We start from the raw sequence: 21480 nt of genomic DNA on the forward strand, positions 1-21480 counted from the left end.
ATTTACAATGGCTAGCGAAAAAGTTTTGGCTATGATCGAGGAAGTTAAGGCTCTGTCTGTTCTGGAGCTGTCCGAGCTGGTACATGCTCTGGAAGAGGCTTTCGGCGTTTCCGCCGCTGCTGCCGCTGTTGCTGCTCCCGCTGCCGGCGCTGCTACTGCCGCTGCTGAGGAGAAGACCGAGTTCGACGTCGAGCTGAAGAGCGCCGGCGCCAACAAGATTGCTGTTATCAAGGTTGTCCGTGAGGCTACCGGCCTGGGCCTGAAGGAAGCTAAGGCTATGGTTGACGGTGCTCCTGCCAAGGTCAAGGAGGCTATGTCCAAGGACGATGCCGAGGCTCTGGTTGCCAAGCTGAAGGAGGCTGGCGCTGAGGCCGAGGCCAAGTAAGAAATTTCTTGCTGGCTTTAATTTGTGCAAAAAGAGCTGCTGGGTTTCCCGGCAGCTCTTTTTTGCATTGTAAAGTAGGCGGTCTGCAAGCACGATACTTGCGGGCCGCCCACTTCACTATCCTTCGGTTGGATAGATGCATTGCACTTGACGCTGCTCTAATAACTGTAAAAACGATTTCTCCGGCGGTCGGTTTGTAACAATACAATCGATTTGATCTAGTTCCGCGATTTTGACAAAGGAGATCTTCTCGAACTTGGAGGAATCCACCGCCAGAATCCGTATATTAGCACCGCGCATCATGGCCTGCTTGGTCGATGCGTGGTCTTCGCTGGAATCAGTAATGCCGGAGACTGGGTCTACGCCTTTACAGGACATAATGGCCTTGTCTACGTGGTAGTTCTGCAACATTTGGTGGCACTGGGAGCCCACCAGTGCCATGGTATCCCGTTTGAGGCGTCCACCGGTAAGCAGGATATTCCAGCCCTCCACGTCGCTGAGCTCCACCACAATCTCTACAGAGTTAGTAATAATGGTCAACTCTTTTTTGTCCTTCAACTGTTTGGCAATATACAGAGAGGTAGAGCTGTCGTCCAGCATGATATGGTCCCCATCGACAATCTGGCTGCACACCAGCTTGGCAATAGTTCGTTTTGCCTCCACATTGGTCTTGTTGCGGATGGTGTACGACAAGTCCGTCTTTGTGCTGTTGCCCCAAATGGCACCGCCATACGTCTTGGTGGCGTAGCCTTCCTTTTCCAGCTTGTCCAGATCCCGGCGGATGGTCTCTTCGGTCACACCATAGTGTGCCGCCAGCTGGCTTACAAGTACCCGCTGTTCCAGCCGAAGCTTATTGAGAATCTCGTTTTTCCGTTCGATAGCAAGCATATGGTCCCACCTTATCCCGTGCGGAGCGAATTTCCGCAGATTGTTCTCTCCTGTTCATTATATCCTGTATTCTAAAAAAATCAAGTTTTATGTTGGATTACATTGTTTTAATTGGTTTCTTCCATAGACCGTAACTTTTTAAAATTTTTTCGACTAGTATTGTTACCTTTTTTTCTTTTGTCACACTTTTGTAGCTTTTTGCCCATGAAAACGTATTTTACAGGGGAATATCGCAAATTTCTCTTTGAAAAATTCAAATTGATAGTTGCTTTTTTCGTCATCCTTTGATAGCATAGATCACAGCAGCCCCCATTGGTCTGTGATTATGTAAATTTGTGAAGGGACGGGCGTCCATGGTTTTTTCCAGTTTGATATTTTTGTTTCTTTTTTTACCAGCCTGTGTTTTGCTCTACTTTGCCAGACCTTCCATTTCCTATAAAAACTGGGTCCTGGTTGTATTCAGCCTATTTTTCTATGCCTGGGGCGAGCCGTTGTATGTACTGCTTCTCCTCTTTTCCACGTTTATAAACTATCTGATTGGGCGATTGATTGGCGGCCCAGACAATCCACGTGGCAAGCTATGGATGATCCTCTCCGTCATCTTTAACCTGTCATTGCTAGGCTATTTCAAATACATTGGATTTTTGGTTGAAAACTTGAACCTCTTGGGACTTCATTTGACTGCTCCACAGGTCTCCCTGCCCATTGGCATTTCCTTCTACACCTTCCAGACCCTATCCTATGTCATTGACGTTTATCGTGGTCAGGTAGCGGTTCAGCGTTCCTACCGAGACTTCCTGCTGTATGTGTCTTTGTTCCCACAGCTGATTGCAGGCCCCATTGTCCGATACTCAGAGATTGAACCCCAGCTTTCCCAGCGGAAAATCAACTATGCCAGTATCTTTTATGGATTGCTGCGATTCTGCATTGGTCTGGCCAAAAAGGTCCTTTTAGCCAACTATGCGGGCAAGGTAGCCACACAACTTTTAGGTGGTACGTTGTCAGCTACCACGACATTGGGCGGCTGGTTGGGCATTTTGATGTATACGTTCCAAATTTATTTTGATTTTTCCGGCTATTCAGACATGGCCATTGGTCTAGGTCGTGTATTCGGCTTCCGCTATTCGGAAAATTTTGACCTGCCCTATATGTCTCGCTCAATCACAGAGTTCTGGCGGCGCTGGCATATTTCTCTGGGCAGCTTTTTCCGAGACTACGTCTATATTCCGTTAGGTGGTAATCGCCGTCACCACGTCCTCAATCTGCTTGTCGTTTGGACATTGACGGGTTTGTGGCACGGCGCCAGTTGGAACTTTGCGCTTTGGGGCCTGTATTTCTTTGTGCTGCTGTACATCGAAAAGTCCATCCCCCATGTTCTGGAGAAAATCCCCACGGTTCTGCGGTGTCTGGGCACCTTCTTCCTGGTGGTTTTGGGCTGGGTCCTGTTCTACTGCACGAATTTGACCCAGCTGGGCCAAACTTTTGGGCTGCTCTTTGGCCAGGTAGGTATCGGTTTCACCGATACGCAGATGAATATCACACTGCTGAATAATTTACCTTTGTTGCTGGTCTGCATTCTGGGTAGCACCCCTATTCCCCGGTTTATTGGTATGATTTTCAGCGGCCTCTGTGCAGAAAATCCCAAGTTCAAACCCAAAAAGCGCATTGTTTACACCTTGGTTGTCTATGGATTCGATCTGGTACTGCTGGGCCTGTCGATTGTCTCCCTCATCGGTTCCAGTTTCAACCCATTCCTTTATTTCCGCTTCTGACAGGAGGTGTTTTCGTGAAAAAACTGTATATCTGTCTGATGGGCGCTTTGCTGGCTGTGCTGACCGCCGTCGGCGCGATCTCCCTGCTGGATACGGACCCTACGGTTTTGGCCGGTGAAAACCGCAAGATTGAAAAGCCCAAATTCTCCTGGGGTGCGTTGCTGGACGGCTCCTATGTACAGCAGTTGGAGTCCTACTATACGGATACATTTCCGTTCCGGGAAAAGCTGATGCCCCTGAATCAGGAGTTGAACAAGTTTTATTATTACTCTGGTGGCGGCGACAACAACTATCTGGCGATCGATTTTAACGGCGGCGCGGAACAGGGCGGCGAGTCCCTCCACGATGTGGAGAACGCCCTCAATAATTCTGAAGATTCCGGCAACACCACTGCTCCGGAGACCAAAGACCCGTCGACCAATACACCGGAGCAAACACCCTCTACCGATAACACTAATGAAGAAACCACAACGCCGCCGGAGATTGACGTTCCTGATGAAAATGAAGGTACGGCTATCGGCACGATCTATGTTGATGGCGACAACGCCATGGATATCCCTACAGCAAACAATGAGGTCATTGACTCCTATGCCGATGCGGTCAACAACCTGTCTCAGGCATTGGGGCCCGATGTGCGGACCATTTCCCTGGTGACGCCCAACTCTGGTGAATTCTACTCCCCGGAAAGCTTCCACACCGGTTCCCACTCCCAAAAGGACATGATCAATCGGTGCTACGGCGCTATGAACAATAATATTGTGACCGTGGACGCTTACTCGGCGCTGCGGAACCATGCCAATGAATACATTTATTTCCGGACTGATCACCATTGGACCGCTTTGGGCGCCTACTATGCGTATACCCAGTACTGCAAGGCTACGGGATTCGACCCGGTACCGTTGAATCAGTTTCAAACCGGCACCTATGAGAATTTCCTGGGCTCCATGTACACCTATACGCAGAAGTACCCCCAGAGCCAAGCCCTCAAAGATAATCCTGACACACTGACCTATTATTTACCCATCGTAGAGACCCATGCCAAGTATTACTCCGATGCTACGTTGTCGGATGGAATTGCCATCAGCGTTGTCTACACCAAGTTGGCGGAAAATGTGTCCAATAAATATCTTTGCTTTATTGGCGGCGATACGCCGGTATGTGTGGTGGAGACAGCCGTTGAGGACGGCCCGGTTTGCATGGTGCTGAAAGAGTCCTACGGCAATGCCTTTGTTCCATTCCTCACCAGCCATTACAGCAAGATAGTCGTCATTGATCCTCGGCAATTTAATCAGGATGGCAAGCCCAGTTTAGATTTGCCCGCCTTTGCCAAGGAGCAGGGCGTGGATGATCTGCTGGTGATCAACTATCCCTTTATGATCAATAACTCCTACTACGTCAGTCTGCTGAATCGCCTGATTCCCTCCTGACAGCAAGAAACGCTCGGCCCAGCGGGTCGAGCGTTTCTTGCTGATTACAGCGCGATTTCAATGGCTTCTCGAATATTACAGACCCGTAGCAGTTCCATGCCTTTCGGCGCAATCAACTGTTCTGTTCCCTGCCGGGGAATGATACACTTGTTAAAGCCGAGACGGGCAATTTCCCCTAATCGCTGGGGAAGATTGGACACAGACCGAATTTCACCGGTAAGACCAACCTCGCCAACCGCCGCTAATGCGTCCGAAATGGGACTGTCTCGAAAGCTGGAAGCAACCGCCAATATTACCGGCAAATCTGCCGCCGGTTCGTCGAGACGCAGACCGCCGATAACGTTGACATACGCATCACAGGCCGACAGATTCATCCCGCCGCGCTTTTCCATGACAGCCAGCAGCAGCGCAGCCCGGTTATAGTCAAAGCCGTCTGTGGTACGACGGGGTACATTGAAGGTGGTTGTTGTCACCAACGCCTGGACCTCCGCCAGCACCGGCCGTGTCCCTTCCATGGCACAGGCCACACAAGTGCCCGGCGTGTTCAGCGGACGGCCCGCCAGCAGCATTTCCGAGGGGTTGGGGACTTCTTTCAAGCCCGTATCGATCATTTCAAAGACGCCAAGTTCATTGGTGGAGCCGAAACGGTTCTTTTCTGCCCGCAAAAGGCGATAGTTGGTGCTGCGGTCGCCCTCAAAATACAGGACACAGTCCACCATATGTTCCAGAACTTTTGGGCCGGCAATGGCGCCCTCTTTATTGACATGGCCCACCACAAACACTGTGATGCCATACGCCTTGGACAGCCGCATCAGCGACATGGTGCAGTCCTTTACCTGGGAAATACTGCCAGGAGTGGAAGTGCTGTCGGCGTCGTACAATGTTTGAATGGAATCGGCAATGAGAATGTCGGGCTGAACCTCGCCGACGGCACTGAGAATCTCACCCATACTGGTCTCCGACAGAACCAACAGCTTTTCGCTATCCACGGCCAATCGCTGAGCCCGCATTTTCAGCTGCCGCTCGCTTTCTTCGCCGGAGACATACAGTACGGTGTGTTCCTGGCACACATGGCGGCAGATTTGCAGCAATAAAGTGGATTTACCGATACCCGGCGCACCGCCTACCAAAACCAGCGAGCCTTTGACGGCTCCGCCGCCCAGAACCCGATCTAGCTCGGCGGAACCGGAGGAAAATCGAATTTCCTCGGTCCCCTCCACTTCGGCCAGGGTTCGGGGTTTCCGAACTGTTCCACGGACAGGCGAAGCCGTTTTGGGCAGGGGCGATTTCTGTTCCTTGTATTCCTCGATGGAATTCCACGCGCCGCAGGCTGGGCAACGGCCCTGCCACTTCATGGTCTCATTGCCACAACTGGTACAAAAATAGATGGTTTTAGACTTCACGTTTGTTCTGCTCCTCTGCGGCCCAGCCATTGATGCCGACACCAATGGCCAGGGCCAGTTTCTTTTGGTAATCTCCGTCCTGCAACAGCAGATCCTCCGCTTCATTGGAGAGAAATCCACATTCAATGAGGATACCGGGACATTGGATATGATTCATCAGATAGACGGTCTCCGCCGGTTTGGTCTGCCGCTGGTTATCCGGAGCTACTGCGCTGCGCAGTGTTTCCTGCATCCGTTCTGCCAGTTCCCTGCTGGATTCCGTTGCAGCGTAAAACACTTGAGCGCCGGAATAGCGGCCATCTTCAAACATATTCTGATGGATACTGACCAGAACAGCGCCTGGTGTTTGGTTGGCAATCTGTACCCGATTTTTCAGATCGGATGCTTTCTTCTCACTGATGGTTTCTGCCGCAGCGTCATAGATGGCAGTGTCGCTTTCCCGAATCATTTTTGTCGGGAACCCCAGAAAGGCCAGAAATGTATCCGTCCGGCGGGCAATCTCCAGGTTGAGCCGACTTTCCTGTACGCCAGAAATGGACGTGGCGCCGCCATCCTCCCCGCCATGACCGGCATCCACCACCACTGTATAGCCATCTGCCGTACTGCCCAGGACAGCAGCCATACCGCTGTGGGTAGTACGGTTGCCGGATTGCAGCCCTGCCAGCGTCAAACTGATAAAAAGAACCAAACATCCAAGCCATAGAGCCAGTGGTTTTTTCATTCATATCACCCCCCTACAGCATACGGTCCTTTGGTGCAAATATGCTAAAAGCTGCCGTCGTTGGAACACGTCGAAAGTCGTTGGCATAGACTGCATCGTGGGGAACTCCCCAGCAGTATGACAGAAGGAGGAATCTTCATTGGATACCACTGTAATCCGACCGGCTGCCTGTAATGACAAAAACGGCTGTCTGCCGGCCTGTGCACCTTTGGCTAACCCCTTTGTTCCCTTTCAGCGGGAAAACTCCGAGACCTATCAAGCCCCCAAAGCTCTGATCCGAGGTACGCTGTTCCCCGGACTGGATTTGCCTTTTATGGGTTTGGTCAATCGAACAGAAAAAAATACACCTATGGGCGAACTGATGGCTCTGAGTTTCGCCATGCATGAATTGGGTCTCTATCTGGACACCCATCAGAATGATGTGGAGGCCACCAAACTGTTCCAACAGTATGCCGGACTCTATGAGCAGGGCCGCCGGACCTATGAAGCTCAATATGGTCCTCTGCAGCAAAATAACGGCGTCACAGACGGAAACTACGTCTGGCTGCAAGACCCCTGGCCTTGGGATTATGTGAAGGATGGAGGTACCAAGTAATGTTCGTCTATGAGAAAAAGCTCCAATACCCGGTACGTATCGCCCATACCAATCCAGATCTGGCCACCATCATACTGACCCAGTATGGTGGCCCGGACGGTGAGCTCGGCGCTTCCCTGCGCTATCTGTCCCAGCGGTATTCCATGCCGTTTCCGGAGTTGAAAGGTTTGCTGACCGACATCGGTACAGAAGGGTCAAACTGTAACACCATAGGCGTCATGCTGTTATTCCAGCCTGAATCCATACAAAGATACTGTAGCATAGAACCGCTGTTTATTCAACATACAAGCCCTTATTCCATGAAGCAGAATACCTGGGGCAGATGCTGTAGTCTCAGTTCCATGTGGCGATCCTTCCACACAGTCAATCGTTCCAGAATAGATTTACAGAATACGTCACTTTCTGTCTCCAAATACAAAATGGACTGGAGCTGGGCTGCAATCTCCATTTTTCGCTGCTCCAAGTCCTGACCGGCTGCTTGTAGCTGCCGGGCCTTTGCATGCCGCTGCCCCAACTGCTGTAGCTGCTGTGTATACCGCTGCTGCATGGCTTGCAAATCTTCCATAGTGATCTGACCAGAAAAGCAAGCGTCCATGGCCGCCTCTTTTTTGCGCTGGATTTGTGCCATCTCTGCTTCCACCTGTTCTGGGGCCTCTGTCAACTCCCATCCGTTGGCTCGGATCACCTCCATAGCCAGTGTTGTCACGTGAGCGACAATGGCATCGCGGTCCATGGATAGCTGCATCAGTGCTGTGCGCAGCATGTGCATAGCGTCATCATCTCGTACCAGCTTTCCCACAGAACAGGTAGACGCACCGTCTCTTGCTGCTGTATTGCAGCACCATCGGCGCGTTTTGGTACCATCCTTCGCATACCGAAATCTTCCCACAAAGATGCCGCCGCATTGGCCGCAATGAATTTTTCCGGAAAAGATGTATCGATTGGACTGTCCGCCGCTGCCGGGCTGTTTTCGGTTTTTTGCCATCTGTGCCTGGGCCATGTCCCAGAGTGTACGGTCGATAATGGGGGTATGGTGATTTTCTATGCGGATTAATGGGATTTCTCCGGCATTTCTTCGCTTTTCGTGGGTTAGATAATCCGGTGTATACGTTTTTTTCTGCACCAGGTCTCCCATGTATTTCTCATTTTTCAAAATCTTAAGCACACCGTTCGCTGTCCATTTCCCACGGCCATTATGCGTCCGGTGTCCTTCTCGGGTTAGAAGCCGTGCAATTTCAACCGTACTGATTTTTTCCAAGGCGTAGAGTTCAAAAATCCGCCGGACCAATTCCGCACCGGACGGCTCCACGGTAAGCACTCCATTTTGCACCGTGTAGCCCAGCAGAGAATGGCCGAATACCACGCCCTTTTCCATCTGTCGGGTTTGCCCCCAGGTTACCCGGCTAGACGTCTTACGACTCTCCTCCTGGGCCATGGAGGCCATAATGGACAGATAAAGTTCTGCATCAGAATCCAGCGTACAAATACCATCCAGTAAAAAGCGGACCCCTACACCCAGTGTTTTCAGCTCACGGGTATAGGTGATGGTATCGAGGATATTGCGGGAAAACCTGCTGACCTCCTTTGTCAGAATCAGCTGAAATTTTCCGGCATGGGCATCTTCAATCATCCGATTAAATTGGGCGCGCTTTTTGGTGCTGGTTCCGGTGATCCCTTCGTCGGCATAGACGGCATACAGCTCCCAATCGGGATGATGCTGAATGTAGTCTTGAAAGTACCGCTGCTGCGACGCAAAAGAATTGTGTTGGTCTTCCTGATCGGTGGACACGCGGCAATAGCTGGCGACGTAGATCATACTGATTCTCCCGTAACCGACGATGGCCGTATGGCATTTCGTTGCTGTCGTTCCAGCCGGTCACAAGCTGCGCGGCATTGCATAGCGCCGAGTTGCCCCTGTTCTTTTAAAGCCAGCAGCAACGCCTTTTTCAAATGATATAAAAAAAACGCATCTGTCTCTGGCGTAATGGGGTGGTCCTGAAGAATCTGTTTCAGCTTTGCGAATTGTTTGCCCATATCACATGTCTCCTTTCGGTCCAATCTATGCGGTTTAGGCGTCCAAATTGACTGGGGAAGATGCTCTTCTTTGCCATCCGTTATAGTTGCCTACCAAATGATAAAACCAGTAATATTCTTGCAAAAATCGGAAATTGTGCTATGATATTGGTGGATATGCGTTTTAAATTTAGGAGGAGTAACTCATGGAAGAGTCTAAACAGAATATCGTCCACAAAACTGTCAAAACCGGCATATCCTTTGGCAGCGCCTTGGCCATGGTCATCAGCTACACCACTTGGCATTCCGTTGGATGGGCAATTTTTCACGGGTTGCTCAGCTGGGTTTATGCAATTTACTTTGTTGTGAAATACTGAACATACTTTCCAGAAAGGAGCATTCCAGTGCAGATCTATTCCACATTTCTATTTTCTCTTGGTGTCATCGGCGGCGCGGATGGCCCAACGGCTGTCTTTGTGGCTGGTCAAACGGAATTACTGCTGTTTGTGTTGGCTCTTGTAGGAATTGCTGTACTGATTGTGCTGGTAGTTCGGTTCCTGCGCCGCCGGAAATAACCGCAAAAAACCGACTCTGCGTTTGAGGCAGAGCCGGTTTTGCAACTATGTAATTCTGCATCAACTACATCGGATAGCCACTTTGATTACGCCATCCTGACGCGCTTCAAACAGCGCATAAGCCCGTTCGATTTCTGACAGCGGGAATTGATGTGTGATCAGCGGCGTAGGATCCAATTTGCCCTCGGCAATCAGCAACAGGGTTTCCTGGCAATGACAGCCGTCTACTCCACCCGTTTTAAAGGTTAAATTCTTACCGTACATCTCCGGCAGGGGCAGCACTTGTGGTCCGTCATACAAAGCTACTATCGTAACAATACCATTGGGGCGGGCAGATTCCCAAGCCATACGGAACGTATCGGGACTGCCTGCCACCTCCAGCACTGCATCGGCGCCGCCGTGAGCGCTGTACTGTCGAATTGCTGCCAACAGTTCTTCCGGTAACACGGCAATTACACCCGAATCGTGACGACGCACAAAGGCCAATCGTTCAACATCCCGGTCACATACGATAATGCAGTGTGGGTTATGAAGCCGGACACATTGCAGCGTACATAGACCTGTGGGACCTGCGCCCAAAATCAGCACCGTATCCTGGGGTTGTATCTCCGAGATTTTTGCGGCCCAATAGCCAGTGGCCAATACATCACCCACCAGTAAAGCCTGAAGATCCGTTACATTGTCAGGAATTTTGGTCAACCCCTGGTCGGCATAGGGCACCCGTACATATTCCGCCTGGCCACCGTCAATCCGGCAGCCCAGGGCCCAACCGCCGTTGGGGTCTGTACAGTTGTTGACCCAGCCATGTCGGCAAAAAAAGCACTGGCCGCAGAACGTCTCCACATTGACCACCACTCGGTCTCCAGGACAGAGTGCAGTGATTTCGCTGCCAACTTCCTCCACCACACCTACCATCTCATGGCCCACTGTAATACCCGGTACCGCCCGGGGAACAGAACCATGTTTAATATGCAGATCGCTGGTACAGATACTGCTGAGCGTCACCCGCACAATGGCATCCCGTTTCTGTTCCAATACTGGCGTGGGTTTCCGCTGTAACGCAAACTCCCCTTGCCGGACATAGGTGTACGCAAGCATTTCATTTTTCATATCGATACCGCACCATTCTATTAATGTAGGCGTTCAGACCGTAGCCTTGCGCTGCCAGCTGCTTCATGGTTTCCACATGGCTTTCTCCGGCTGAAGTGTAGGAATACCGATAAATTCTGGAAGAATTGTGAAACTTGACGTCAATATACGTTGGAGCAATTTCAAAGGCTGCCACATCGGAAACACCACTGATATTGCCGTACTGCTGCATTTCGATCACTCCCTTTTTTCGTCCGGTGGATCTACACCAATAGTATAGCAGATTCTTCACAGATTGTAAAACAAAACGAGACGGCATGGCGAGACCGTCACAGGGTATGTGTGCACCGATCTCTTGTCAGTCCACAAGAAAGACGATATACTGAAAACGACAAGGAGGCGGTATCCATGGAATTACGGGTTTTACAATATTTTCTGGCGGTTGCCCGGGAGCAGAGCATTTCTGCGGCGGCCCAATCGCTGCATCTGACCCAGCCCACGCTTTCCCGGCAGATCAAAGAGTTGGAAGAAACATTAGGCAAGCAGTTGATGATTCGAGGCAATCGAACCATTACTCTGACAGAAGAGGGGCAGCATCTTCGAAAGCGAGCGCAGGAAATCCTGGACCTGGTTGGACGGACGGAAAAGGAGATCATGCAGTCCTCGGAAACCGTCAGCGGAGATATCTATATCGGCACCGGAGAAACCGACGGTGTCCGGCAGATTGCTCGGGTTGCCTGCTTTCTGCAGGAGCAATACCCAGCAGTACAGTTCCACATCGTCAGCGATGACGCTGCGGATGTCTGCGAACAGCTGGATAAGGGTCTGCTGGACTTCGGTATGCTCCTGGGGGATATTGATAAAACAAAATATCACTATCTGGAACTTCCCATGCGGGATACCTGGGGGGTTTTAATGCGGCGGGACAGCCCGTTAGCACAGAAAGCGGCGGTCACCCCGGAGGATCTTTGGGACCAACCGTTGATTCTGTCCCGGCAGATGGATAATAAAGGGGGGCTCCATCGATGGCTGCGTCGGGAAGCCTCAGAACTGCATACCGTGGCCACCTACAATTTGATTTTCAATGCTTCTTTGATGGTGGATGAGGGTATGGGCTATGCGTTTGCCTTGGACAAACTGATCAATACCACCGGTAGCAGTCTCTGCTTTCGGCCATTGGAGCCACGCCTGGAATTGGGTATGTATCTGGTCTGGAAGAAATCCCAACTGTTTTCCAAACCAGCGGAGTTGTTTTTACAGCAGCTGCAACAACAGATGCACCTGACAGAATGACCTAGGGGACAGCATTCATCCAGCAGCCGCAACAGCGGAGAAACTATGACGGTTCCATTTTGAATCGTTTGTAGGTACAGAAGAACTGGGACACTTAGAGATGATCGGTGCCATAGTCCACCAGCTGACTCGGAACCTCACTGAGGAACAGATCAAATCTAAGGGCTTCGCCCCCTATTTCGTGGATCATACGGCTGCTGTCTACCCTACCGCAGCTTCCGGTACCCCCTGGAGCGCTGCTGGTATGCAGTGCAGCGGCGATCCCATTGCGGATCTGTCGGAAGATATGGCAGCGGATGGTACGACTGCGTAAGAACAACAAAGCTGAAAAGCCCCATAAACACTACATTCTTTGTAGGACAAGTCTTTTCCGGCTGCGTTGTGATAAGAACAACTTGCCACAAAATACTGATAGGACAAGCTGTTTTCAACTAAAAATGTACCGCAAAGGCGGCGTTTACTACTTCCCTTTTGGGAATATAGGAACGCCGCTTTTTTCATGCCCTCATGTTACGCAGTAGGGGTAGAAAAAGCCTTGCTGCAAGCGGCTTTACAGATGCTATTTTCAAAGGGCAAAGGGTTTATACCTTTTCTCTCAAAATCGCTGTTCTACTGCGTAACAAAACCACAGCAAAGGAGTGATGAAGCTATGGCAGTTTTCCGCGTGGAGCGCAACACGGGCTATACCGTAATGAGCAACCACCACTTACGAAACAAGGAACTATCCTTAAAGGCAAAAGGGCTGTTATCGCAAATGTTGTCCTTGCCGGAGAATTGGGACTACACCCTTGCGGGGCTGTCCTACATCAACCGGGAAAGTATCGACGCTAAAGCAGCTTGCAAAGCAGAACGCGGGACTGTCCAATATCGAAATCACAAGTGAGAATATCAAAGCCTTTGAGCATACGGCGAAGAAATATGGGATTGACTTTGCCTTAAAGAAAAACGCTACCGAAACGCCGCCCCGTTACCTTGTCTTTTTCAAGGGACGGGACGCCGACGCGCTGACCGCAGCCTTTAAGGAGTTTTCCGCAAAGAAGCTGACGCAGGAGCAAAAGCCCTCTATCCGAAAGGCACTTGCCACATTCCGGGAAGCGGCGAAGCAGCTTAACGCAAACCGTCAAAAGACAAAGCACAAGGACAGGGAGGTATCGCTATGAAGCAAGACTTTAAGAAGCTGCTTATCCTAAATGCCCCGTATCTGCTCTTTGTGTATCTCTTTGATAAAATCGGACAGGCGTTCCGGCTATCCCCCGGCGCAGATTTGAGCGCAAAGCTCTTGTCTATCGGGGACGGTTTTTCTGCTGCCTTTTCAAATGCCCTGCCGAGCTTTGACCCCGCAGACCTGCTTATCGGCATTGCAGGGGCGGCGGTTATCTGGGTTGCTGTCTATATGAAAGGCAAGAACGCAAAGAAATATCGCAAAGGCATGGAATACGGCAGCGCACGTTGGAGTGCATAATCTTAAGTGTAAAGAACTCTACATGGACGCACAGGAGGATATGCACATGAATGATTACAACAAAATCACAGCCCTTTACTCCCGCCTTTCCGTAGGCGACGAGGACAGGGACGGCGGCGAAAGCAACTCCATACAGAACCAGAAGAAGTTTTTGGAAAGCTACGCCAGACAGCTAAAATTGACGAATATCCGGCACTACATTGACGACGATGAAAGCGGCAGATTTTTCGACCGCTCCGCCTACTCCCGCATGATAGAGGACGTAGAAAACGGTAAAATCGGCGTGTGTATTATGAAAGACATGACCCGCTGGGGGCGCGACTATCTCCAAGTCGGCAACGCTATGGAGATATTCAGACGGAACAATGTGCGCTTTATCGCGGTCAACAACGGGATAGACAGCGAGAAGCCCGACACATTGGAGTTTGCGCCCTTTATCAACATCATGTCGGAGTGGTACGCAAAGGACATCAGCAAGAAAGTAAAGACCGGCATTAAGACGAAGGGCATGAGTGGAAAGCCGATTGCCACCGAAGCTCTCTATGGCTATCTCCATGCAAATCTGCCGAAAGGGACAAAGACCTTGCCTATCTCTGAATGGGAAAAAGAGTACGCCACTCTCAGCGGGCAGAGAACAGCGGAATATACCAAGCTGAAAGAAACCCGCGCCGAGGTTGCCGAGCTGCACAATATCCGCAAGTGCGTTGATATTGCACTGAAAGCCGACCAGCCGGAGCAGACCCGCGCCAAGCGGCACGACTTAGAACGATGAATGGAGTTGAGATTTTTGTACTACACCCAAGAACAGATAGACCGGGCGAATCAAGCCGACCTTGTTTCTTTCCTGCAATCACAGGGCGAGCAGCTTACCCGCGCCGGGAATGAATACCGCTGGAAACGGCACGACAGCTTGACCGTCCGGGGAAACAAATGGTACAGGCACAGCCAGAGCAAGGGCGGCGGCCCCGTTGATTTTGTTATAGAGTTTTTCGGCAAGAGCTTCACCGAAGCCGTGGAACTTCTCACAGGAGAAAAGGGAGCCGCACCGCCGCCGGACAGACCTTGCCCCGCGTCCCTTTCCGACTTCCGGCTACCACCCCCAAACAGCGACAACCGAACAGCGAGGAACTACCTCACAGCAGCCCGCCGCATTGATGAAGATGTGACGGGCTTTTTCTTTGCCCGCGGCGATATTTACGAGGACGCAGCCCACCACAACGCCGTATTTGTGGGGCGGGACGAGGACGGAATACCGCGCTACGCCCACAGCAAGGGAACGGCGGGAAACTTCCGGCTCGATGTGAAAGGCAGCGACAAAGCCTTTAATTTCTGTTACCGGGGCGAGGGCGACAGGCTTTTTGCCTTTGAAGCCCCCGTTGACCTGCTCTCTTTCCTCTGCCTGTTCAAAAAGGAATGGCAGAAGCAGAGCTATTTGTCATTGGGCGGCGTGGGAGAAAAAGCCCTATTGCGTTTCCTTTCTGACCGTCCGAACATCAAGACCGTTTACCTCTGCCTTGACAGCGACCAAGCCGGAAACGACGCTTGTAGCCGCCTTGCGGAGCTTGTGCCGGAGGGCTTGACCGTCCACCGCCTTGTGCCGCTGTTTAAGGACTGGAACGAGGTATTGCAGCACCGGGCAGAAATCACAGACGGGAAGTATATCCAGGAAGCAGTTTACGGCCTGAAAGAGCCGCCGCAGGAAGAAACCGTCGAGATTATCCGCATGAGCGAGGTTGACACGCAGACCGTTGAATGGCTATGGGAGCCGTATATCCCTTTCGGGAAAGTAACCATTGTGCAAGGCAACCCCGGCGAGGGCAAGACCACCTTTGCCCTACGCCTTGCCGCTGCCTGCACCACCGGGGGAACGCTGCCGGGAATGAAGCCCCTGCCGCCATTCCAAGTGATTTACCAGACCGCCGAGGACGGGCTGGGCGATACCGTCAAGCCCCGCTTGATAGAAGCCGAAGCCGACCTTGACCGCGTGCTTGTGATTGATGAAGCCAAGCGGGAGCTTACCCTCTCCGACGAGCGCATAGAAAAGGCAATCACGCAGAACGGGGCGCGGTTGATTATCCTTGACCCAATACAGGCGTACATGGGCGAAAAGACCGACATGAACCGGGCAAACGAAGTGCGCCCCATGTTCCGCCGTCTTGCCGATGTTGCCGAGCGTACCGGGTGCGCCGTTATCCTTATCGGACACTTGAACAAAGCTGCCGGAGGGCAGAGCGCATACCGGGGCTTAGGTTCTATCGACTTCCGCGCCGCAGCAAGGAGCGTCCTGCTGATCGGGCGCGTGAAGCGGGAGCCGAATGTGCGTGTTATCGTCCATGACAAATCTTCCCTGGCGCCGGAGGGCAAGCCCGTTGCCTTTTGCCTTGACCCGGAAACAGGCTTTTCATGGATAGGCGAATACGACATAACCGCCGACGAGCTGCTATCCGGCGCGGGCGGGAACACCGCCACCAAGACCGAACAAGCCGAGAAGCTGATACTTGACCTGCTTGCAGACGGGAAAGAGCTTGCCAGCGAGGACATTGTAAAGGCCGCAGCCGAAGCCGGAATATCCGAGAGGACGGTACAGAACGCCAAGCGCAACATGGGCAGCATTTTGGGCGCAAGGCGTGTCGGCGGTCAATGGTATAACTTCATCAAGAAGAAGCAGCCGCCCGAACCCGCAAGCTGAAAGTGCAAAACGCAGACCCTTTGCACTTTGCACTTTCGCACTTTCACAAGAATTTGCGTCAATAACTCAAAAAAGCACTTGACAAAACGCTTCATGGGGCAATGCCGCCGACATTAAGCCATATATCGACCCCGTATTTGAAAACAATGTACTGCTGACACAGACGGAACGGCTGACAATGAACAGCCGCCCGAAGCAGCCAAAATACGCGAGAAACAAAAACATTCTTGTCATAGGCGGCAGCGGAAGCGGCAAGACCCGCTTTTTCGTCAAGCCAAACCTTATGCAATGTATGTCAAAGGATTTTCCTGTCAGTTTCGTTTGCACCGACCCGAATGGTAATTTACAATAAGGATAAAGGGAGCGCGCACCCTCAAGAAAGGAGGTTACACCCCATGAAGAAACAGCCGGACAAGGGAAAAATCACAGCCCTGTACGAGCGTCTTTCCCATGACGATGAGCGAGCCGGGGAAAGCGTGTCGATAGAAAACCAAAAGCGCATTTTGGAGGACTACGCCCAAAAGAACGGCTTTACGAATATCCGGCACTTCACCGATGACGGAGTGCGGGGAACGACTTTCAAGCGTCCGGGGCTGGACGCCATGCTGGAAGAAATCCGGGCGGGAAATGTGGCTACGGTCATTATCAAAGACCAAAGCAGGATTGGCCGTGATGTTGTCGAAGTGGGGCTTTTGAAGCGCACCTTTGACGAGTACCATGTACGCTTTATTGCGGCGAATGACAATCTTGATACCGCCAACGGCTTTGATATAATGTCCATTTTCCGAGATGTGATAAACGAGTGGTATGTTGCCGACACCAGCCGGAAAATCAAGACCGTTTTCAAGTCGAGAATGGAAAAGGGCTTGCGCTGCTCCGGCAGTGTCAGCTATGGCTACCCTAATCGGTTGGAATGGCAAACGAGATGCGAGTTTAATGCGTACTGCAAACGTGCTTTACGCAATGAACTGATTGACGCTTGCCGGGAACGTAAAAGCAGGCAGAAGCACGAAGTCAACTTTTCAGACCTTTCCCCGCACGAAGAAAAGCAGCTTTACACCGTTGACAGATATTTTGTTGACGAGAACGAGGAGGCTTTTTGTGCAGGCGGTTTGAGAATTACGGCGAAGCTCCTTGCCGACGCTATGCACTCCCTGCCGGAAAAAAAACGGCAAGCCGTACTGCTGTACTATTTTTTCAGAATGAACGACGCTGAAATCGCGGAACTGATGAAAGTACCCCGCAGCACAGTACAGTACCGACGGACAAGCTCTTTTGAGCTGCTAAAAAGATTTTTGGAGGAACGCGCTGATGAATGGAACGAATTTTGATGAAAACGAGCGCGGCTTATTACCCTACCCGGTCATTTTAGCCGCGACAAAGGGCGACCCCGACGCCATGAAAATTGTGGTGCAGCATTACCAAAGCTACATAGCCCATCTGTCTATGAGAAAGCTCCGCGACGAAAGCGGCAACACCTATTACGGCATAGACGAGGACTTACGGGAACGGCTGCAAGCAAAGCTCATGCGGGCTGTCCTATCCTTTAAGACAGAGAAATAAACGCAAAGTGTTTCTCCCCTTTCCTCTTTGCATATTTCTGTCTTTTGTACCTTGAAAAAGAAAGCGACGCAAGATAACGGCGGCGCAGTATAGGGCAAATCAGATACGTTCCTTTTGCGCCGAGCCTGTCGGCGGGTGCGCCATGACGCAATCCCGGCGGAATTTCCTGCCCCGGATTGCCGAGCGATTAACACTCACGCCGGAAAACAAGTGTAGCGACTTGTAAGCGACGACGCGCAGAATACATAATGATACTCCCTTATAGCCACAGTCCGAGCGTTAAAAGCGTCGCAGGCAATGGGTAGGGCTGCGCGAGAACCGCGCAGGGGTGCAATTCCCGTGAGGTTGAGAAGCTAATCGACCGTCTGATAAAAGCCCATTTATATGTTGTAATAGTGGACTTGCCACTATTCATATAGTGTATTAGCCATTCTTGAAAGGGGGCTAATTATGGCAAATAACGAACAACCTCAAGCTACTTGCAAGAGTGTTTTCAAAAGCGGCGAAAACACTACTTCAAAAAGCCAGTTCACAAAAATGTGGATTGAACTTATCAATAGATTAGAAAAAAATAAAGGTGTAACCGCGACGCGGCGATAATGACAAGCTGTTTTCTGTATGGTATAATTAGTACAGAAAACAGCTTGTTCCTATCTCTAAGGAGATATGAACATGAAAGTAGCTATTTATTGCCGCTTATCCGAAGAAGATAGAAACAAGCAATTTGAAACTGACGACAGCAACAGCATACAAAACCAAAAGGCTATGCTATTGCAATACGCTATGGAACAGGGGTGGGAACTTTACAACATTTACAGCGATGACGACTATACCGGGTCTGACAGACGCCGCCCGGAATTTAACCGTCTGCTAAAGGACGCGGAGCAACACAAGTTTGATATTATCCTCTGCAAGACACAATCACGTTTTACCCGTGAATTGGAATTGGTTGAGAAGTATATACACGGGCTTTTCCCTATATGGGGTATTCGCTTCATCAGTATTGTTGATAACGCTGATACCGCAAACAAAGGAAACAAAAAGTCCCGGCAGATAAACGGACTTGTCAACGAATGGTATTTAGAGGATATGTCCGAGAATATCCGCAGCGTCTTGACGAACAGGCGGGAAAATGGTTTTCATATCGGTGCTTTTGCCCTCTATGGCTATAAGAAAGACCCCGACCAAAAAGGACATTTGATAATCGACGAGGAAGCCGCAGCCGTTGTCCGAGAAGTGTTTACCCTGTTTTCACAGGGGTACGGAAAAACTGCTATCGCCCGTATGCTCAATGACAGGGGCATACCTAATCCAACTGAATATAAGCGTCTGCATGGTTTACGTTACCAACAGCCGAAAACAAAAAACAGCACTCTTTGGAAATACTTTGCTATTTCTGATATGCTGATAAATGAAATCTATATCGGCAATATGGTACAAGGTAAATACGGCAGCGTGTCCTATAAGACAAAGCAAAATAAGCCACGCCCAAAAGAGCAATGGTATCGTGTCGAGGGGACGCATGAGCCGATTATTGACCGAGAACTTTGGGACAGAGTACAAGCGTTAATCGAACAAAGGGCAAAACCCTTTGATGTTGGCACAATCGGTTTATTCGCAAGAAAAGCCCGCTGCGCTAACTGCGGTTATACAATGCGCTCCTCTAAAACCTCTCCCCAACGCGGCAGCAAGCATTATTTACAATGCTCTAACCGCCATGTAGCAAAGGACGCTTGTATTGGCTCCTTTATCTCCGTTGATAAATTGGAACGGCTTGTTATAGACGAGCTGAACCGATTATCCGCAGAGTATCTTGACAAAGACGAGTTAGAACAGAACATTGAGTTTTGCGACAACTTGCAGGGGCAGAAAAACCGATTGCTTACTGATATTGCCACCTATCAAAAAAAGGTTGCAGAGTATTCAAAAGGTATCAGAGAGCTTTATATGGATAAGGTCAAGGGCTTAATTTCCGAAAGCGATTATGTGGAAATGTCTAAAGAATTTACCACAGACCGCGACCGCCTGGAGCGCGTTATTGCTGACGGAGAAAAGCAGTTATCCGAAATCGAAGAAAAAATTGCGGCGGGCGATAATCGCCGCGAACTGATTGAACAGTACACTAACTTGGAACGCCTTACCCGCGAAATTGTGGAAACGCTGATTGATTATATATCCGTTGGCAAGCGTATTCCGGGAACAAGGGACGTTCCCATTGAAATTCATTGGAACTTTTAATGAAAAGTTGTTCTTATATGATTGCAGCAGAGCAGAAAGCACGGAAGACCTATGACAATATTCTGCGGCTGTCTGATGATCCTGATGTGAATGACGCCATCAAGTTCTTGCGGGAGCGGGAAATCGTCCACTTCCAGCGGTTTGGTGAAGCGATGCAGCTGCTCCGGGAAAAGCTGGATCAGAAAAACATTTATTTTATGAATCCTGCCATCGACTTATAAGGAAATCTGAAAACGTTGCGGGAGCCTTGCCAAGTTGGCAGGCTCCCGCTTTTTTGTTTGACTGGACCTTATGCGAAAAAACAGGACCACTCCGCCATTTGGAGGAGAAAACCCGTGCTGGATACACACTGGCCGGGCATCCATTTGTTCACCGCCTGGCGGCTACCTTGTATTATAGAGTAGTAGTTATTAGAGCCCCTCTCCAAGGGCTGTGCTACACTGTAAGGGATGCTGTGGATTGGTTGGCGGCTCCTACCACAAGATGGTTCACGAAAGGTTCCAACCACAGCCCCTTACAATTTTGTTAATCAGTTAAATACCGCCAGACGGTTTATGTGGAACAAGGCTACAAAAGTAAGGTGTACTGTGGATGCAGCATCACATATTTTCTCTGGAGGTATTTGTTATGGTGGTTTCTGTTGGCATTGATGTCTCAAAAAACAAGCATGATTGCTTCATTGTAAGCTCAGAGGGTGAAGTTCTGGCGGATGTTTTTACTATCCCTAACAACATGGACGGTTTTGATGCTCTACTGGAAAAAATTCGAGCTTGTACTACACCGCAGGACAAAATAAAAGTAGGGCTTGAGGCAACCGGGCATTACAGCTACAACATTCTTGGGTTTCTTCTGGACAACGGTCTGGCCACCTATGTCTTGAATCCCTTACGCACGAATCTCTACCGGAAAAGTCTCAGCCTGCGAAAGACCAAGACCGACCGTGTAGATGCTCGAACCATTGCTGCTATGCTGTTATCCGATGTGGGCCTCAAACCCTACACGAATACAGCATATCACAACGAGGAACTAAAGTCACTCACCAGATACCGTTTTGACAAGGTGAAAGAACGAGCAAAGCTGAAAAGCTCAATTTCCAGACTGGTTTGCATTCTCTTCCCTGAACTGGAGAAGCTGGTGTCCTCTCTCCATTTGGCGACTGTCTACGCTCTGCTGGAAGAGTTTCCAGGTTCCAAACAGATTGCCAAGGCACACCTGACAAGGCTCAAAACCCTTTTGGGAAACGCCTCCAAAGGTCGCTACGGTCGGGATATGGCTGTTACTATCCGGAGCGCTGCTCAGAATTCTGTTGGGTCCTGTATGCCTGCCAAATCCCTGGAATTGCAACATACCATCCGGCTTATCCGTGA

20 protein-coding genes and 8 pseudogenes are annotated in these 21480 nt (G+C 50.5%); 21 read left to right on the top strand and 7 right to left on the bottom strand.

Annotated elements, in window-relative coordinates:
* The first annotated feature begins 7 nt into the window (after positions 1-7).
* Positions 8-385, top strand: coding sequence for a 50S ribosomal protein L7/L12 (rplL, locus tag ACTQ33_RS08545; protein ID WP_441463892.1), 378 nt, complete (start codon positions 8-10; stop codon positions 383-385).
* 117 nt (positions 386-502) lie between these two features.
* On the opposite strand, the gene ACTQ33_RS08550 is transcribed toward rplL, so the two are convergent.
* A complete protein-coding gene (locus ACTQ33_RS08550) occupies positions 503-1273 on the bottom strand; it encodes a DeoR/GlpR family DNA-binding transcription regulator (protein WP_441463893.1) in 771 nt (256 codons plus the stop codon).
* 677 nt (positions 1274-1950) lie between these two features.
* Between ACTQ33_RS08550 and ACTQ33_RS08555 the strand changes: the two genes are divergently transcribed.
* The gene (locus ACTQ33_RS08555; protein ID WP_441463895.1) at positions 1951-3045 is read left to right on the top strand and encodes an MBOAT family O-acyltransferase; all 1095 of its coding nucleotides are present in this window, start codon (positions 1951-1953) and stop codon (positions 3043-3045) included.
* A gap of 14 nt (positions 3046-3059) precedes the next feature.
* On the top strand, positions 3060-4472 hold the full coding sequence (locus tag ACTQ33_RS08560; protein ID WP_441463897.1) for a DHHW family protein: 1413 nt from the start codon (positions 3060-3062) through the stop codon (positions 4470-4472).
* A 44-nt stretch (positions 4473-4516) separates the two neighbouring features.
* Here ACTQ33_RS08560 and radA read toward each other — a convergent pair whose 3' ends face one another.
* Both radA and ACTQ33_RS08570 read right to left on the bottom strand, forming a co-directional pair.
* A complete protein-coding gene (gene radA, locus ACTQ33_RS08565; protein ID WP_441463898.1) occupies positions 4517-5875 on the bottom strand; it encodes a DNA repair protein RadA in 1359 nt (452 codons plus the stop codon).
* A complete protein-coding gene (locus ACTQ33_RS08570; protein WP_441463900.1) occupies positions 5865-6596 on the bottom strand; it encodes an N-acetylmuramoyl-L-alanine amidase in 732 nt (243 codons plus the stop codon). The genes radA and ACTQ33_RS08570 overlap by 11 nt, the downstream gene beginning before the upstream one ends.
* 139 nt (positions 6597-6735) lie before the next feature.
* Here ACTQ33_RS08570 and ACTQ33_RS08575 point away from each other — a divergent pair, with 139 nt between their 5' ends.
* Together ACTQ33_RS08575 and ACTQ33_RS08580 are read left to right on the top strand one after the other, a co-directional pair.
* Entirely contained in the window at positions 6736-7191 is a 456-nt protein-coding gene (locus ACTQ33_RS08575) for a spore coat protein CotJB (RefSeq protein ID WP_441463902.1), read from the top strand.
* A pseudogene (locus tag ACTQ33_RS08580) lies at positions 7191-7382 on the top strand (manganese catalase family protein); the annotation flags it as partial. The gene ACTQ33_RS08575 and the pseudogene ACTQ33_RS08580, both read left to right, overlap by 1 nt.
* A gap of 101 nt (positions 7383-7483) precedes the next feature.
* Here the strand turns inward: ACTQ33_RS08580 and ACTQ33_RS08585 are convergent.
* Together ACTQ33_RS08585 and ACTQ33_RS08590 are read right to left on the bottom strand one after the other, a co-directional pair.
* A complete protein-coding gene (locus tag ACTQ33_RS08585) occupies positions 7484-9007 on the bottom strand; it encodes a recombinase family protein (RefSeq protein ID WP_441463904.1) in 1524 nt (507 codons plus the stop codon).
* A complete protein-coding gene (locus tag ACTQ33_RS08590; RefSeq protein WP_441463905.1) occupies positions 9004-9225 on the bottom strand; it encodes a hypothetical protein in 222 nt (73 codons plus the stop codon). Before ACTQ33_RS08590 ends, ACTQ33_RS08585 begins: the two co-directional genes overlap by 4 nt.
* Positions 9226-9410: 185 nt before the next feature.
* Here ACTQ33_RS08590 and ACTQ33_RS08595 point away from each other — a divergent pair, with 185 nt between their 5' ends.
* Positions 9411-9581 carry a hypothetical protein gene (locus ACTQ33_RS08595; RefSeq protein WP_441463907.1) on the top strand — a complete coding sequence of 57 codons (171 nt, stop codon included), beginning with the start codon at positions 9411-9413 and terminating at the stop codon, positions 9579-9581.
* Positions 9582-9608: 27 nt separating this feature from the next.
* Positions 9609-9779 carry a hypothetical protein gene (locus ACTQ33_RS08600; protein WP_441463909.1) on the top strand — a complete coding sequence of 57 codons (171 nt, stop codon included), beginning with the start codon at positions 9609-9611 and terminating at the stop codon, positions 9777-9779.
* A 60-nt stretch (positions 9780-9839) separates the two neighbouring features.
* Here the strand turns inward: ACTQ33_RS08600 and ACTQ33_RS08605 are convergent, their stop codons facing one another.
* Positions 9840-10877: an alcohol dehydrogenase gene (locus ACTQ33_RS08605; RefSeq protein WP_441463927.1), complete on the bottom strand. Its 1038-nt coding sequence runs from the start codon at positions 10875-10877 to the stop codon at positions 9840-9842.
* 1 nt (position 10878) lies between these two features.
* On the bottom strand, positions 10879-11100 hold the full coding sequence (locus ACTQ33_RS08610) for a hypothetical protein (protein ID WP_441463911.1): 222 nt from the start codon (positions 11098-11100) through the stop codon (positions 10879-10881).
* 176 nt (positions 11101-11276) lie between these two features.
* Here ACTQ33_RS08610 and ACTQ33_RS08615 point away from each other — a divergent pair, with 176 nt between their 5' ends.
* The 14 genes and pseudogenes from ACTQ33_RS08615 to ACTQ33_RS08680 form a co-directional block, all read left to right on the top strand.
* Positions 11277-12161 carry a LysR family transcriptional regulator gene (locus ACTQ33_RS08615; RefSeq protein WP_441463913.1) on the top strand — a complete coding sequence of 295 codons (885 nt, stop codon included), beginning with the start codon at positions 11277-11279 and terminating at the stop codon, positions 12159-12161.
* A gap of 70 nt (positions 12162-12231) precedes the next feature.
* Positions 12232-12459, top strand: a pseudogene (locus ACTQ33_RS08620) (manganese catalase family protein); the annotation flags it as partial.
* A gap of 351 nt (positions 12460-12810) precedes the next feature.
* Positions 12811-12990: pseudogene (locus ACTQ33_RS08625) on the top strand (DUF6017 domain-containing protein); the annotation flags it as partial.
* Positions 12950-13321 carry a PcfB family protein gene (locus ACTQ33_RS08630; RefSeq protein ID WP_441463914.1) on the top strand — a complete coding sequence of 124 codons (372 nt, stop codon included), beginning with the start codon at positions 12950-12952 and terminating at the stop codon, positions 13319-13321. The pseudogene ACTQ33_RS08625 and the gene ACTQ33_RS08630, both read left to right, overlap by 41 nt.
* Positions 13318-13614 (top strand): annotated as a pseudogene (locus ACTQ33_RS08635) (conjugal transfer protein TraG); the annotation flags it as partial. The gene ACTQ33_RS08630 and the pseudogene ACTQ33_RS08635, both read left to right, overlap by 4 nt.
* 31 nt (positions 13615-13645) lie before the next feature.
* Positions 13646-14176, top strand: a pseudogene (locus tag ACTQ33_RS08640) (recombinase family protein); the annotation flags it as partial.
* A gap of 234 nt (positions 14177-14410) precedes the next feature.
* Positions 14411-16312: an AAA family ATPase gene (locus ACTQ33_RS08645; protein ID WP_002592865.1), complete on the top strand. Its 1902-nt coding sequence runs from the start codon at positions 14411-14413 to the stop codon at positions 16310-16312.
* Between the two features lie 85 nt (positions 16313-16397).
* Positions 16398-17211, top strand: a pseudogene (locus ACTQ33_RS08650) (recombinase family protein); the annotation flags it as partial.
* A gap of 33 nt (positions 17212-17244) precedes the next feature.
* A pseudogene (locus ACTQ33_RS08655) lies at positions 17245-17643 on the top strand (RNA polymerase sigma factor); the annotation flags it as partial.
* Positions 17624-17875, top strand: coding sequence for a helix-turn-helix domain-containing protein (locus ACTQ33_RS08660; protein ID WP_441463917.1), 252 nt, complete (start codon positions 17624-17626; stop codon positions 17873-17875). The pseudogene ACTQ33_RS08655 and the gene ACTQ33_RS08660, both read left to right, overlap by 20 nt.
* A gap of 450 nt (positions 17876-18325) precedes the next feature.
* Positions 18326-18475 (top strand): hypothetical protein, encoded by a 150-nt coding sequence (locus ACTQ33_RS08665; RefSeq protein WP_418523508.1) that lies wholly within the window; start codon positions 18326-18328, stop codon positions 18473-18475.
* Between the two features lie 72 nt (positions 18476-18547).
* Positions 18548-20113, top strand: a complete 1566-nt coding sequence (locus ACTQ33_RS08670; RefSeq protein WP_441463919.1) for a recombinase family protein — start codon at positions 18548-18550, stop codon at positions 20111-20113.
* Between the two features lie 20 nt (positions 20114-20133).
* A pseudogene (locus ACTQ33_RS08675) lies at positions 20134-20334 on the top strand (manganese catalase family protein); the annotation flags it as partial.
* Between the two features lie 409 nt (positions 20335-20743).
* Positions 20744-21480, top strand: a 737-nt coding sequence (locus ACTQ33_RS08680) for an IS110 family transposase (RefSeq protein ID WP_441463921.1), incomplete at its 3' end; no start/stop codon positions are given.

The organism is Candidatus Avoscillospira sp. LCP25S3_F1 (assembly GCF_052117125.1).
In the GTDB taxonomy this organism is placed as follows: Bacteria; Bacillota; Clostridia; order Oscillospirales; family Oscillospiraceae; genus Avoscillospira_A.

Excerpts from the sequence above, each read along its gene's own strand:
- ACTQ33_RS08590 (WP_441463905.1), bottom strand. The coding sequence starts at position 9,225 with ATGGGCAAACAATTCGCAAAGCTGAAACAGATTCTTCAGGACCACCCC.
- ACTQ33_RS08670 (WP_441463919.1), top strand. The coding sequence starts at position 18,548 with ATGAAAGTAGCTATTTATTGCCGCTTATCCGAAGAAGATAGAAACAAG.
- ACTQ33_RS08660 (WP_441463917.1), top strand. The coding sequence starts at position 17,624 with ATGAATGGAACGAATTTTGATGAAAACGAGCGCGGCTTATTACCCTAC.
- ACTQ33_RS08615 (WP_441463913.1), top strand. The coding sequence starts at position 11,277 with ATGGAATTACGGGTTTTACAATATTTTCTGGCGGTTGCCCGGGAGCAG.
- ACTQ33_RS08595 (WP_441463907.1), top strand. The coding sequence starts at position 9,411 with ATGGAAGAGTCTAAACAGAATATCGTCCACAAAACTGTCAAAACCGGC.
- ACTQ33_RS08610 (WP_441463911.1), bottom strand. The coding sequence starts at position 11,100 with ATGCAGCAGTACGGCAATATCAGTGGTGTTTCCGATGTGGCAGCCTTT.
- ACTQ33_RS08665 (WP_418523508.1), top strand. The coding sequence starts at position 18,326 with ATGGCAAATAACGAACAACCTCAAGCTACTTGCAAGAGTGTTTTCAAA.
- ACTQ33_RS08550 (WP_441463893.1), bottom strand. The coding sequence starts at position 1,273 with ATGCTTGCTATCGAACGGAAAAACGAGATTCTCAATAAGCTTCGGCTG.
- ACTQ33_RS08605 (WP_441463927.1), bottom strand. The coding sequence starts at position 10,877 with ATGCTTGCGTACACCTATGTCCGGCAAGGGGAGTTTGCGTTACAGCGG.
- ACTQ33_RS08570 (WP_441463900.1), bottom strand. The coding sequence starts at position 6,596 with ATGAAAAAACCACTGGCTCTATGGCTTGGATGTTTGGTTCTTTTTATC.
- ACTQ33_RS08585 (WP_441463904.1), bottom strand. The coding sequence starts at position 9,007 with ATGATCTACGTCGCCAGCTATTGCCGCGTGTCCACCGATCAGGAAGAC.
- rplL (WP_441463892.1), top strand. The coding sequence starts at position 8 with ATGGCTAGCGAAAAAGTTTTGGCTATGATCGAGGAAGTTAAGGCTCTG.